This window comes from Pseudonocardia sediminis, from assembly GCF_004217185.1.
Taxonomy (GTDB): domain Bacteria; phylum Actinomycetota; class Actinomycetes; order Mycobacteriales; family Pseudonocardiaceae; genus Pseudonocardia; species Pseudonocardia sediminis.
Genome location: NZ_SHKL01000001.1, coordinates 414,340 through 427,605, shown reverse-complemented (window position 1 = coordinate 427,605; position 13,266 = coordinate 414,340). Strand labels below are relative to the sequence as shown.

The following is a 13,266-nucleotide window of genomic DNA, read 5'->3' as shown; positions in this document are numbered from 1 at the left end:
GGTGACCGCACCCCCCGTTCCGGTGTCGGACGCCGGTCGGTCCTGACCGGCATGGCCTCCGCGGCCGTGCTGGGCCCGCTCGCCGTCGCCGGGGCGTCCCCCGCGGCGGCCTCCACCGCGGGACCGACCGGCGGCGGGGGCGAGCGGCCGCTGGTGATCGGGCACCGCGGCGCGTCCGGTTACCGCCCGGAGCACACGCTGGCCTCCTACGAGCTGGCCGCGCGGATGGGCGCGGACTACATGGAGTGCGACCTCGTGTCCACGAAGGACGGCGAGCTGGTGTGCCGGCACGAGCCGGAGATCGGCGGCACCACCGACGTCGCCCGGCACCCCGAGTTCGCGAACCGCAAGACCGCCAAGACGATCGACGGGACCCGCTACGAGGGCTGGTTCACCGAGGACTTCACCCTCGCCGAGCTGCGCACCCTGCGCGCCGTCGAGCGGATCCCCGACATCCGCCCCCGCAACCGCATCTACGACGGCCGGTACCCGATCCCGACGTTCACCGAGCTCATCGAGCTGCGCAAGCGCCTGTCCGCGGAGCTGCACCGCGAGATCGGCATCTACCCGGAGATCAAGCACTCCACCTACTTCGCCGGGCTCGGGAAAGCGATCGAGCCGCGGTTCGTGGCCACCCTGAACCGGGCCGGGCTCAACCGCCGCGGCGCGCCGGTGTTCGTGCAGTCGTTCGAGACGAAGAACCTGCGCGAGCTGCGCAAGCAGCTGAAGCTGCCGCTGGTCCAGCTCACCGACGCCACCGGCGCCCCGGCCGACCTCGTGGCCGCGGGCGACAAGCGGACCTGGGCCGACCTGACCACGGCCGCGGGTCTGAAGGAGATCTCGACCTACGCCGACGCCGTCGGGCCGAACAAGGACCAGGTGATCGCCCGCAACCCGGACGTGTCGCTGGGCGCGGTGACCCCGCTCGTGCGCGACGCGCACGCGGCCGGGCTGATCGTGCACCCGTACACGTTCCGCAACGAGAACTCGTTCCTGCCGGCGAACCTGCGCTCCCCCGGCGCCGAGTCCGAGTACGGCGACGTCTTCGCCGAGTACAGGGCCTTCCTCGCCACCGGGATCGACGGCGTCTTCTCCGACAACCCCGACACCGCGCTGGCCGCCGTCACCGGCCGCTGATCCCGGCTCTCAGTACGACCGCGCCGCGAGGTGGGCCGCGATCAGGGTCGTCGTGTGGGTGGGACGTTCCTGGTGCGGGAAGTGGCCGGTCGCGGGCAGCGTGTGGTGGGTGAACTCGCCCGCCGTCCACTTCTCGCAGGTGCGCATCGTCGTGTCGAGCACGCACGGGTCGTCGGCGCCGTGGACCTGCAGGACCGGGACCGGCGTCGGTTCCGACATCGCGCGCGCGAACCGGCGGCCGTCGGCGCGCAGCTGCGAGCGCATCGCCCAGCGGTAGTACTCCAGTGAGCAGTGCGCGACGGTGGAGATCAGCATCGCGCGCCGGTTGTGCGCCGTGACGTGGGAGAAGTCGCCGGTCCCGGACCACTCCTGACCGGCCCAGGCCCGCATGATGCGCTCGACGCGGGCGCCGCCGTCGGCGCGCAGGGAGCGCTCCGGACGTCGCGGCACCTGGAACCCGGCCATGTAGCGGCTGGCCCGGCCCTGGCCGATCGGGTCGGTGACCAGCGCGTCGCGCATCGCGATCGGGTGCGGGGCCCCCAGCCCGGTCAGCGAGGCGACCAGGCGCGGGTGCAGGGACGCGACCGTCCAGGCGATCGCGGCTCCCCAGTCGTGCCCCACCAGGTGCGCCCGGGACTCGCCGAGGGCGCGGACCAGACCGGCGCAGTCACCCGCCAGCGTCCACAGGTCGTAGCCGCGGGGTGTCTTGTCGGTGTCGCCGTAGCCGCGCAGGTCCGGCGCGACGACGCGGTAGCCGGCGTCGCCGAGCGCGACGATCTGGTGGCGCCAGGAGTACCAGAACTCCGGGAACCCGTGCAGCAGCACCACCAGCGGGCCGCTGCCGTACTCGGCGACGTGGATCCGGATCCCGTTGGCCGAGACCGAGCGGTGCGTCCACGGGCCCGGCAGCCGGACCGAGGACGGCTCCGGGGAGCTCGGCCTGCCCTGCCGGGACGTGCCCACCCCCGGCTCTAGGAGGTGCGCGCGGCGTGCCGCCCGGACTCGGTGGTCAGCTCCCGGGGGCCGTCGTCGGAGGACTTGCCCACGCTCGAGAACACCTGGGCGGAGTCCTTCAGCGTGCTGATCGTGCGCTCGGGCTTGCGCAGCTTGCGCACCCGCAGGTAGCCGAGGAGCCCGAAGACACCGGCGACCAGCAGCATGAACAGGAACGTGATGCCGAACGCGGCGGCCCGGTTGAGCCAGAGCGCGATGAACTCAGCGAGGGTGAAGAACAGGTAGAACAGGCTGAACAGCCCGATCACCGCGGCGATCACGAAGAAGATGCTGCCCTGCACGCCCTTCTTCACCTCGGCGCTGACCTCAGCCTTGGCCAGCTCCACCTCGGAGCGGACCAGCGAGGACAGGTGCGTCGTGACGTCCTTGGCCAGCGCGCCGATGGACTGGTCGCGGGGGCCGGGCTCGGGCGAGAGCGGGATCGAGGGCAGGACGGGCGGAACCTCCGCGCCGCTGGACTTGCTGGTCGAGCTCGCCACCGTCTTCCCCTCCTGCACCACGCGGTCTCTCCAGTGTCGACTCGACCGAGGGGCCGCGCTCCCTGCCGCCGATCAATGAGCCGTCATCGTGCCATGCGCACCCGGTGACCGCTCGGCTGCGCCACACCTTCGGAGGTACCGATCCGGTGACCGTGCGCTCCCGCCGCCCGCGGGGGCGCGTCTACTCGTCCGGACGACCGCGCAGGCGCTTGGTCGCGCCGCGCCGGGTCTTCGCGTCGAGACGGCGACGCCGCGACCCGGCCGTCGGGCGGGTCGGCCGCCGCGCCGGGGGTGCCGCGGCCGTGGCCTCGGCCAGCAGGGCGGCGAGGCGCTCCCGCGCGGCCTCGCGGTTGCGCAGCTGGCTGCGGTGCTCCTGGGCGACGACGGTGACCACGCCGTCGACGAGACGGTGCGCGAGCCGCGACGTCGCCCGTTCCCGCATCGCGGCGGGCACGCTGGGCGAGCCGGCCACATCGAACGAGAGCTCGACCCGTGAGTCGGTGGTGTTCACGCCCTGCCCGCCGGGCCCGGAGGCCCGGGAGAAGCGCCACCGCAGCTCGCCCTCTCCGACGACGAACCCGCGTCGCACCCGGATGCCATCGCCCTCCATGGGCCCAGCATGACGGACGGCACCCCCGGACGGTCGCGCCGTCCGGGGGTGCCGGTCCTGTGGGTGAGGAGGGTGACTAGTCCTCCTTGCCCTCCTTCATGCCGCTCGAGATCAGGTCCATCACCGACGAGTCGGCCAGCGTCGACACGTCGCCCACGTCGCGGTTCTCGGCGACGTCACGCAGCAGCCGCCGCATGATCTTCCCGGAACGGGTCTTGGGCAGCTCCTCCACGACCAGGATCTGGCGCGGCTTGGCGATCGGCCCGATCTCCTTGGCCACGTGGTCGCGCAGCGCCTTGATCGCGTCGTCGCCGCCGTCCTTCGCCGCGCTGCCGCGCAGGATGACGAACGCGACGATGCCCTGCCCGGTCGTCTCGTCGGAGGCGCCGACGACCGCGGCCTCGGCCACCGTCGGGTGGCTGACCAGCGCCGACTCCACCTCGGTGGTGGAGATGCGGTGACCGGAGACGTTCATGACGTCGTCGACGCGGCCGAGCAGCCAAATGGCGCCGTCGTCGTCGTACTTGGCGCCGTCCCCGGCGAAGTAGTAGCCCTGCTCGGCGAACTTGGACCAGTAGGTGTCCTTGTAGCGCTCGTTGTCGCCCCAGATGCCGCGCAGCATCGACGGCCACGGCTTGTCCAGGACGAGGTAGCCGCCCTCGCCGTTGCCGACGCCGTTGCCCTGCTCGTCGACGACCGAGGCCGCGATCCCGGGCAGCGCGGCCATCGCCGAGCCCGGCTTGGTCTCGGTGACGCCGGGCAGCGGGGCGATCATCATGGCGCCGGTCTCGGTCTGCCACCAGGTGTCGACGATCGGGCAGCGCTCGGCGCCGATCTTCTCCCGGAACCACATCCAGGCCTCGGGGTTGATCGGCTCGCCGACCGTGCCGAGGACCTTGAGCGAGGACAGGTCGTACTCGGCGGGGATCTGCTCGCCCCACTTCATGAACGTGCGGATCAGCGTCGGCGCCGTGTAGTAGATCGTCACGCCGTACTTCTGCACGATCTCCCAGTGCCGGCCCTCGTGCGGGGTGTTCGGCGTGCCCTCGTACATGACCGAGGTGGCGCCGTTGGCCATCGGGCCGTAGACGATGTAGCTGTGCCCGGTCACCCAGCCGACGTCGGCGGTGCACCAGTAGACGCTCTCGCCCGGCTTGTGGTCGAAGACCACGTTGTGGGTGTAGGCGGTCTGGGTCAGGTAGCCACCGGAGGTGTGCAGGATGCCCTTGGGCTTACCCGTGGTCCCCGAGGTGTAGAGGATGAACAGCGGGTGCTCGGAGTCGAACGCCTCCGGCGTGTGCTCCTCCGAGGCCTTACCGACGGTGTCGTGCCACCAGAGGTCGCGGCCGTCGGTCCAGGGGACGTCGGTGTCGGTGCGCTTGACGACGAGGACGTGCTCGATCGTCGTGCCGACGACGGCCTCGTCGGTGTTCTCCTTCATCGGCGCCGGCTTGCCGCGCCGGTACTGACCGTCGGTGGTGATCAGCAGCTTGCACTCGGCGTCCTCGATGCGCGCCTTGAGCGCACCCGGGGAGAAACCGCCGAACACGACGCTGTGCATCGCGCCGATGCGGGCGCAGGCCAACATCGAGATCGCCGTCTCGGGGATCATCGGCATCTGGATGGCGACGCGGTCGCCCTTGCCGATGCCGAGCTCGGTCAGAGCGTTCGCGGCCTTCGAGACCTCGCGCTTGAGGTCGGCGTAGGTGATCTCCCGGGAGTCACCGGGCTCGCCCTCCCAGTACAGCGCGACCCGGTCGCCGTTGCCCTCCTCGACGTGGCGGTCGACGCAGTTGTAGGCGACGTTGAGCTGACCGCCCACGAACCACTTCGCGAACGGGGTCTCCCATTCGAGGACCTTGTCCCACTTCTTGGACCAGCTCAGCCGGTCCGCCTGCTCGGCCCAGAACGCCTCCCGGTCGGCGTCCGCGTGCTCGTAGAGATCGGCCTTGGCGTTGGCCTGGGCGGCGAACTCCTCGGGCGGCGGGAAGGCCCGGGTCTCCGTGGCCAGGGCGCTCAGCTTTGCTTCGGACTCGGCCATTTCCTCGTGTCCTCCTCGACGCGGCTGGATCTAGCTGCGCACCAGACGTGCGCGCGCGTGTGCGCTCAGACGCTAGTGAACCGTGACCTCGCGCGCACCGTCAGTCCGGACAGGACCACCTACCTGCCCGGATGTCCCGGTCTTCCCCTCCGGGGCGTGGTGACGGCGGCCCCCGGAGCGCCCGGTGCGACGATGGACGGCGTGCCTCCCGCCTCCGCGACCGACCCGCTGACCGCCCTCGCCGAGCTGCCCGGCGTCGCCGAGGCCGTCGCGGGGGCCCGGGACGCGGTGACGACCGTGCACAACCACCCGGCGAACCGGCGCGGCTGGCCCGCGACGTCGGCCGAGGCGGCTCTGCGGGCGGCCCGCGCCTCGGCCGCGCTGGACGGCGCGCCGCTGACGCCGGAGCGCTCCGACCACGTCGAGAACCCGGTGCTGGCCGGCGCGGTCCGGATCGCCGACGAGCGCAACCGCCTGTCCGACGCCTGGCGCACCGCCCCGCTGCAGGCGCTGGCCCGGCTGCACGTACTGGCCGCGGCGGACCTGCTCCCGGCCTCCGAGCACCAGGACGGCCTGGGCCGGCCGCGTCCCGGTCAGGACGTCTCGGCGCGACTGTCGATGCTCGCCGACCTCGTCACCGGCGGCACGAAGGTCGCCGCGCCGGTGCTGGTCGCGGTCGTGCACGGTGAGCTGCTGACGTTGCGCCCGTTCGGCGCCGCGGACGGCGTCGTCGCCCGCGCCGCGGCCCGCCTGACCGCGATCTCCTCCGGACTCGACCCCCGCGGGCTCGCCGTCCCGGAGGTCGGGCACCTGCGCCGCTCGGCTGAGTACCGCAGCGCGTCCGAGGCGTTCGCGACCGGGACCGCCGACGGGCTGGCCACGTGGATCCGGCACTGCTGCGCGGAGTGGGAGGCCGGCGGGCGCGAGGGCGTCTCGATCGCCGAGGCGCAGTAGGTCGTCCCCGGAGAAACGGATCGGGCGGCGCCTCCTCGCGGAGACACCGCCCGACCAACGCGAGGTCCCGGGGTCCTGGCGTGCACTACGTGTCGTGTTGGTGGCCTCGGCGCCCGGCGTCCCGGAACGCAGGCCCACGACGACATGCCTCCCGCGGCGTGCTGTCGCCTCGAGTGCCCGGCTCGCGCACGGAGCCCGGGGATGGGGAGACGGGTACTTCTCTGCCGTACCGCCTCTGGCCTGACCGGGGTCCGTGACCTCTTCCTAGACCTCGCGACACGCCCGGGCAAGACCGCTCGACGAGTGCACCGGTTCAGGTGCGCGAGGTAGCCGCCGGTCGCCGCAGACGGGCCCGGAACGGGCGTAGCGCCCGCTGCGCCGGAAGGGGTACGGCGCGCTGGCGCCGCAGCGCCAGCCACCCCGCGCCGGCCAGTGCGGCCGCCGACGCGCCGTAGACCGCGATCGCCGGGCCGGAGCGCAGACGCGCACGCAACGGGACCGGGCGCGCGAACGTCAGCACCGGCCAGCCTCGCTGCTCGGCGACCCGGCGCAATGCCTTGTCCGGGTTCACCGCCGTCGGGTGGCCGACGACCTCCAGCAGCGGCAGGTCGGTGATCGAGTCCGAGTAGGCCCGGCACAGCGCGAGGTCGTAGCCCTGCTCCTCGGCGATCCGGCGGGCGGCGTCGGCCTTGTGCTCGCCGTAGCAGTAGAACTCGATCTCCCCGGCGTACCGGCCGCCACGCGTCGCCATCCGGGTGGCCAGGAAGCGGTCCGCGCCGACCATCGCCGCGATCGGCTCGACGACCTCCTGCCCGGAGGCCGACAGCATGACGATCTCCTCGCCGTCCGCGCGGTGGCGCTCGATCAGGGCCGTGGCCTCGGCGTAGACCAGCGGCTCGACGACCTCGTGCAGGGTCTCGGCCACGATCGCGCGGACCTGCGCGACCTCCCAGCCCTCGCACATCGCCGTCAGCCGGCGGCGCAGGACGTCCATCGTGTCCTCGTCGGCCCCGGACACGACGAGCAGCAGCTGCGCGTAGGCGCTGCGCAGCAGGACCCGGCGGTTGATGAGCCCTTCGCGGCGGAACGGGCGGCTGAAGGCCAGTGCGCTGGACCCGGCGATGATGGTCTTGTCCAGATCGAAGAACGCCGCGGCGCGGGGCCGTTCGATGGGAGCGATGTCGGGGACGTGCACGCCGGTCGAGACTGCCAGACCGCCCGGCGCGGTACGCCCCCGGCCGCCCCGGCGAGAAGTACCACGATGGTGTGATCGGTCGCTCGATCGCGACCACCGGTCCGTGCCCCGGAGTGGTGTGCCGGACGAGAACGATTCCGGATACCGGTCGGCGCAGCCGCAATTCGGGTATGGGCGTCACACCATGATTACGGCTACAGTTGATGACAGCTCGGACTCGTCCGAGCGGGTTCAGCTCGACCCCCCGGGGCTGAACCAACTGACGGCCCCCGCCAATCCCCCCTGGCGGGGGCCGTCCCATGTCCGGTGTGTCTCCTCCCGCCGCCGCAGTTGTCCACAACCCGGTCGCTCCGTCCACAGGCGAACAACTCGTCGTGGAAACGGTCTCCGGCGGCCGCACTCTCGTCCCAGGCCCGCATCCGGCGGGCGGGGCGGAGGACTCAGATGGACCGGCGCTGCCTGATCATGGCCGAGGACCCGGAGCTGCTCGACGCGATGCTGCGTCTGGCCGCGGCCGCCGGCGTCGAGGTGACGCGGGCGGTGGACGGCTCCGACGCCCGCCGCTGGTGGACCGCGGCACCGGCCGTGCTGCTCGACCCGGCGGCGGCGGGGCTCTGCGCGGACGCCGAACTGCCGCGCCGCGACGGGGTCGTCGTGGTGGTGCGCGGTGAACCGTCACCGGAGGTGTGGCGGCTGGCCGTCTCGGTCGGCGCCGCGAACGTCGCGGCCCTGCCGGAGGGCGAGGACTGGCTCGTCGGCCTGCTCGCCGACGCCGTGCAGCGCCCGGCTCCGGGCGGGCGCTCCGGTGCGGTCGTCTCGGTCGTCGGCGGCCGGGGCGGGGCCGGGGCCTCGCTGCTGGCCACCGCGACCGCCGTCGCCGCGGCGCGGACCGGAGCCGACGCCCTGCTCGTGGACTGCGACCCGCTCGGCGGAGGGCTGGACCTGCTCATCGGCGCCGAGCAGGCGGGCGGCCTGCGCTGGCCCGAGCTCACCGTCGCCGGTGGGCGGGTGCAGTCCGCCGCCCTGCACTCCGCGCTGCCCCGCGCCGACCTGGCCTCGGCCGGGCACGGCGAGCTGGCCGTGCTGTCCTGCGCGCGCTCGGCCCACGGCCCGGAGCGCTCGTCGGTCTCGGCCGTGCTCGACGCCGGACGGCGTGGCGGCGAGACCGTGGTGTGCGACCTACCCCGCTACCCGACCGAGGCGGCGCTGGCCGCGCTCGGCGCCACCGACCTGACCGTGCTGGTCGTGCCGGCGGACCTGCGCTCCTGCGCCGCCGCCGGCCGGGTCGCCGCGGTCCTGGCCGAGCACACCCGGACGGTCGAGATCGTGGTCCGCGGGCCGTCCCCGGGCGGGATCACCGCGCGCGAGGTCTCCCGGTCGGTCGGCCTGCCGGTGCTGACGTTCATGCGCGCCGAACCCGGTATCGAGGGCGAGACCGAGCACGGGAAGCTCCCCGGCGCGGGTCGCGGCGCGCTGTCCGACGCCGGGCACGCGGTGCTCGACCGGCTCGGCGAGGTCTCCGGTTCCCGGCTCCGGATCGCGTCGTGACGCCGCTGGTGGAGCGGGTACGGGCGCGCCTGGCCGACGCCGGCGGGGAGACCGGCCCGGCCGCCGTCGCAGCCGCGGTCCGGGCCGAGGCCGGCGGTGTGGCCTCCGACCTCGACGTGCTCGCCGCCCTGCGCACGCTGCGCCAGGAGTTCGTCGGCGCCGGCCCGCTGGACCCCCTGTTGCGCGACGCACGGACCACCGACGTCCTGGTCACCGCCCCGGACGCGGTCTGGGTCGACCGCGGCTCCGGCCTGCAGCGGACACCCGTCACGTTCGCCGACGAGCCCGCGGTGCGCCGGCTCGCCCAGCGGCTGGCGCTGGCCGCCGGGCGCCGGCTCGACGACGCCAGCCCGTACGTCGACGGCTGGCTGGCCGACGCCGGCGTCCGGCTGCACGCGGTGCTGCCGCCGGTCGCCGCGGACGGCACCTCGATCTCGCTGCGGGTGCTCCGCCCGGCCGCGCACGACCTGGGCGAGCTGCGCCGCCTGGGCGCCCTGGACGGCGCGGGCGAGACCGTGCTGCGGGCCGTCGTCGCGGCACGGCTGGCGGTGCTGGTGGCCGGGGGAACCGGCTCGGGGAAGACGACACTGTTGAACGCCCTGCTCAGCGCCGTCGATCCGGGCGAACGCCTGGTCACCGTCGAGGACGCCGAGGAGCTCCGGCCACGGCACCCGCACGTCGTCCGGCTGGTGGCCCGGCCGGAGAACATCGAGGGCGCGGGCGGGGTGCCGCTGCGCGAGCTGGTGCGCCAGGCCCTGCGGATGCGCCCGGACCGGCTCGTGGTCGGTGAGGTCAGAGGCGGCGAGGTGTGTGATCTTCTGGCCGCACTGAACACGGGTCACGACGGCGGCGCGTGCACCGTGCACGCCAACTCCGTCCGGGAGATCCCGGCCCGGATGCAGGCCCTCGCCGGGCTGGGCGGAATGTCGCCGTCGACGCTGCACAGCCAGCTCGCCGCCGCGGTGCAGGTGGTGCTGCAGATGCGCCGTCACCGCGACGGCGGACGCGTGCTCGACGCCGTCGGGGTGCTGCGCCGTGACGACGACGGCGGCGTCTCCGTCTCCCCCGCCTGGACCCGTGACCGCGGAGCCGGGCCCGGACAGGACGCGCTGCGCGAGATGCTGACCGAGCGCGGGGTGACCCCGCCGTGGTGAACGCGACCGGCACGGCCCTCGCCCTCGCAGCCCTCGCCGCGAGCCTGCTCGTCCTGCCCCGCGCGCCCGGCCCGGGTCGCCTGGCGGGGCTGGCGGGGCCGGCCGGCACGACGCCCGTGACGCGCCGGCTCCCGGTCGGCGCGGCGCTGGTGGCCGCCGGCGGCGTCGGCGGGTTCCTGCTCCTCGGACCGGCCGGGGCACTGTGCGGCCCGGCGGCCGTCGCGGTGGTGCGACGGCGGCGCGACCGGGCCCGCGTCGAGCGGGTCCGTGCCGCCGCGGCCGCCGAGCTCGCCGACGCGCTGTCCCGGATCACCGACGAGCTGCGCACCGGCGCCCACCCCGCGGCGGCTCTGGCCGGGGTGGCGCACGACGGCCCGATGGCCCGCGAGCTGCTGGGCCCGGCCGAGGCCGCGGCCCGCCTCGGCGAACCGGTCCCGGCCGCGCTGCGCCGTGTTGCCGAGGGCCGGGTCGCCGAGGGACGGGTTGCCGAGGGACGGGCCGCCGAGGGACGGGCCGATCCGGGCCGTGCCGACAGGGGACCGAACGGCGACGGCTCGGCGATGGGCGAGACGGTGACCGACCGCGGGACCGGGACCGCCGCGGCGCCCGACCTGGAACGGGTCGCGGCCGCCTGGGAGCTGGCCGACCGGCACGGCGCCCCCTTGGCCGACCTGCTCGCCGGCACCCTCGACGACATCCGCTGGCGCCTGGCCCACGGGTCGCGGGTCCGCGCCCAGCTGGCAGGCCCGCGTGCCACCGCGGCCGTGCTGACCACGCTGCCGCTGTTCGGGGTCGGTCTCGGACAGCTCATGGGCACCGACCCGCTCGGTGTCCTGCGCGACGGCCTGCTCGGGCAGGGACTCCTCGTCGTCGGATGCGGCCTGACCGCGGCCGGGGTGCTGTGGTCGGAACGGATCCTGCACGCGGCGGTGGCCCGATGAGCGCGCTCGTCCCCCTTCTTCTGGCCGCGGCTCTACTGCTCGCCGGAGCCCGCACGGGCCGGTCGCGTCTGGCCCACCTGTCCGGCGACGGCGGCGAGACCGAGCCGGCCGACGGCACGGTGCGCACCCGATGGGTCGTGGTCGGAGCGCTGGCCGCGGCAGCCGCCGTCTGGGCGGTCGTCGGCGGCACCGGCGGTCTGGTCACCGGTCTCGGGATCGGGACCGCGGTGGTCGTCGCGGCCCGCCGGTTGGCCGGTGCATCCCTCCGCGGGAGCACCGACACCGGTGACCTGGCCGCGGCCTGGGACCTGTTGGCCGTCTGCCTGCGGGTGGGCCTCGCCGTGCCGGTCGCGGTCGAGGCCGCGGCGCACCGGCTGCCCGGCCCGGCCGGGTCGGCCCTGCGCCGGACCTCCGGGCTCCTCGCCCTCGGTGCGGGCGCCGAGCAGGCCTGGGCCGCGACCGCACCGCTGCCGGAGCTGGCCCCGTTCGGTCGAGCCGCGAGCCGCTCGGCGGCGACCGGCGCGGCGCTGGGCCGGACCGCGGAGGCCGAGGCGGCCCGCCTGCGCGCAGAGCTGGCCGACCTGGCCGAGGCGAAGGCACAGCGCGCCGCCGTCCGGATCACCGCACCGCTCGGTCTCTGTTTCCTGCCGGCGTTCCTGGTCCTCGGGATCGTGCCGATCGTGATCGGCCTCGCCGGAGAGGCGTTCGCCCGGTGGTGACCACCACCGGATCCGTTCCGGGCACGTCCCGTGCCCACCACACAAGGAGAACCACGATGAACGACACCACGACCAACGACACCACCGCCGTCCTGCGCACCCGGCTCGCCGCCCTGGCCCACGACGACGACGGCATGAGCACCGTCGAGTACGCCATCGGGACCGTGGCCGCGGCAGCGTTCGCCGCCGTCCTCTACGCCGTCGTCAGTGGCGACTCCATCGTGGGAGCGCTGACCGGGATCGTGCAACGTGCGCTGTCCACGACGTTCTGACCCGGGGGCCGGCCCGGCCCGCGACGCCGACCGCGGGTCGGTGACCGTCGAGGCCGCGGTGGCGATCGGGACGCTGGTGCTCGTCGCCGCCGCGGCGATCGGCGCCGTCGCGACCGTCATGGCCTCGGTGCGCTGCGTCGACGCCGCACGTGAGCTGGCCCGGATGGCCGCGCGCGGCGACACCGAGCGGGGCATGTCCGCCGCGGCCGGGATCGCCCCGCGCGGCGCGCGGCTCGACGTGCGCACCGAGGGCGACACCGTCACGGTCGTCGTCGCCGTCACGCCGGTGGGGCTGCTGCCGATGGAGGTCAGCGGCACCGCGGCGGCGGTCGTCGAACCCGGTGCCCTCCCGGACCCGGGAGCCCTGCCCGACAGCGCTCCGGCGGACACCGCGTCCACCGGGTCCGGAGCACCGCCGTGACCGGGACCCGCCCGACCTGCAGCAGCCACTCCGGAGCGGAACGGGCCGGAGCGGGACGGGCCGGGGGACGCCTGCGCGGCGACACCGGCTCGGCCACCGTCTGGGCCGCGCTGGTCTCCGGCGTGATCCTGGTGGTCGGACTGGTCGGGGTGGATCTGGCGTCCGGGGTGCGGGCCCGGCACGTCGCCGAGTCGGCCGCCGACCTGTCCGCGCTGGCCGCGGCCGGGCACACCGTCGAGGGCGTCGACACGGCCTGCCGCGCCGCCGGTGCCGTGGCCGGTCACGCCGGGGCGACGGTCCGGCGCTGCCGACTCGACGGCTGGGACGCCCTGGTGGAGGTCGAGGTCGACCGCCCCTGGACGTTCCTCGGCCGAGGCCCCGCGGGAGCCCGCGCCCGGGCCGGGCCCGTGCCGTCCCCGGCGGCGGTGCCACCGCCGGAGCAGGCGGAGCAGCCGGAGCCACCGGTACGTCCCGGTTCGTCCGACCCCGGTACATCCCCGGCCGGTGCAGAGTGATCAACATCTCGATGAGCGGTACGCCGCCCCGGGTGAACGGCAGACGAATTTGCACCACCATGTCGTTCACCGAACCGCGTGGTACCGCTGCGATTCATCGTCGGTGTGGAACCGATCGGCGACGATTCCGCGGCCGAACCTGGTCAGCGTCGTCGACATCGGTCCTACTGGGTGGGTCGCGTCATCGGGACGGCAGGTCGCCCCGGTCACGCACCGACGGCACCGCTCCCCAGACCGCGGTGGGCCGGAGCGCTGGACGACTTCCC

General features: G+C 74.6%; 14 protein-coding genes. 9 read left to right on the top strand and 5 right to left on the bottom strand.

Annotated features, from left to right (window positions below; translation table 11 throughout):
• Positions 1–51 precede the first annotated feature (51 nt).
• A complete protein-coding gene (locus EV383_RS02100; protein ID WP_130293742.1) occupies positions 52–1,137 on the top strand; it encodes a glycerophosphodiester phosphodiesterase in 1,086 nt (361 codons plus the stop codon).
• A 9-nt stretch (positions 1,138–1,146) separates the two neighbouring features.
• Here the strand turns inward: EV383_RS02100 and EV383_RS02095 are convergent, their stop codons facing one another.
• The 4 genes from EV383_RS02095 to acs form a co-directional block, all read right to left on the bottom strand.
• Positions 1,147–2,100 (bottom strand): alpha/beta fold hydrolase, encoded by a 954-nt coding sequence (locus EV383_RS02095; protein ID WP_130288340.1) that lies wholly within the window; start codon positions 2,098–2,100, stop codon positions 1,147–1,149.
• An 8-nt stretch (positions 2,101–2,108) separates the two neighbouring features.
• Positions 2,109–2,630 (bottom strand): phage holin family protein, encoded by a 522-nt coding sequence (locus EV383_RS02090; RefSeq protein WP_130293740.1) that lies wholly within the window; start codon positions 2,628–2,630, stop codon positions 2,109–2,111.
• A 181-nt stretch (positions 2,631–2,811) separates the two neighbouring features.
• Entirely contained in the window at positions 2,812–3,240 is a 429-nt protein-coding gene (gene arfB / locus EV383_RS02085; RefSeq protein WP_130288339.1) for an alternative ribosome rescue aminoacyl-tRNA hydrolase ArfB, read from the bottom strand.
• Between the two features lie 76 nt (positions 3,241–3,316).
• Entirely contained in the window at positions 3,317–5,281 is a 1,965-nt protein-coding gene (gene acs, locus EV383_RS02080; protein ID WP_130288338.1) for an acetate--CoA ligase, read from the bottom strand.
• Between the two features lie 192 nt (positions 5,282–5,473).
• Between acs and EV383_RS02075 the strand changes: the two genes are divergently transcribed.
• The gene (locus EV383_RS02075) at positions 5,474–6,235 is read left to right on the top strand and encodes an oxidoreductase (RefSeq protein ID WP_130293737.1); all 762 of its coding nucleotides are present in this window, start codon (positions 5,474–5,476) and stop codon (positions 6,233–6,235) included.
• A gap of 313 nt (positions 6,236–6,548) precedes the next feature.
• Here the strand turns inward: EV383_RS02075 and EV383_RS02070 are convergent, their stop codons facing one another.
• Positions 6,549–7,430, bottom strand: coding sequence for an HAD family hydrolase (locus EV383_RS02070; protein ID WP_130288337.1), 882 nt, complete (start codon positions 7,428–7,430; stop codon positions 6,549–6,551).
• A gap of 444 nt (positions 7,431–7,874) precedes the next feature.
• Between EV383_RS02070 and ssd the strand changes: the two genes are divergently transcribed.
• Genes ssd through EV383_RS02035 form a run of 7 tightly spaced genes read left to right on the top strand, consistent with a single transcriptional unit; the run spans position 7,875 to position 13,000 of the window.
• Positions 7,875–8,978, top strand: coding sequence for a septum site-determining protein Ssd (gene ssd / locus EV383_RS02065; protein WP_130288336.1), 1,104 nt, complete (start codon positions 7,875–7,877; stop codon positions 8,976–8,978).
• Positions 8,975–10,132 (top strand): TadA family conjugal transfer-associated ATPase, encoded by a 1,158-nt coding sequence (locus EV383_RS02060; protein WP_130288335.1) that lies wholly within the window; start codon positions 8,975–8,977, stop codon positions 10,130–10,132. Before ssd ends, EV383_RS02060 begins: the two co-directional genes overlap by 4 nt.
• A complete protein-coding gene (locus EV383_RS02055) occupies positions 10,126–11,073 on the top strand; it encodes a type II secretion system F family protein (RefSeq protein ID WP_130288334.1) in 948 nt (315 codons plus the stop codon). Before EV383_RS02060 ends, EV383_RS02055 begins: the two co-directional genes overlap by 7 nt.
• A complete protein-coding gene (locus tag EV383_RS02050; RefSeq protein WP_207223407.1) occupies positions 11,070–11,792 on the top strand; it encodes a type II secretion system F family protein in 723 nt (240 codons plus the stop codon). Before EV383_RS02055 ends, EV383_RS02050 begins: the two co-directional genes overlap by 4 nt.
• A 56-nt stretch (positions 11,793–11,848) precedes the next feature.
• Complete coding sequence (locus EV383_RS02045; protein ID WP_130288332.1) at positions 11,849–12,064, top strand: DUF4244 domain-containing protein; 216 nt, start codon at positions 11,849–11,851, stop codon at positions 12,062–12,064.
• A 40-nt stretch (positions 12,065–12,104) separates the two neighbouring features.
• A complete protein-coding gene (locus tag EV383_RS02040) occupies positions 12,105–12,485 on the top strand; it encodes a TadE family type IV pilus minor pilin (protein ID WP_207223406.1) in 381 nt (126 codons plus the stop codon).
• Complete coding sequence (locus EV383_RS02035; protein ID WP_207223405.1) at positions 12,482–13,000, top strand: Rv3654c family TadE-like protein; 519 nt, start codon at positions 12,482–12,484, stop codon at positions 12,998–13,000. The genes EV383_RS02040 and EV383_RS02035 overlap by 4 nt, the downstream gene beginning before the upstream one ends.
• Positions 13,001–13,266: the final 266 nt, after the last annotated feature.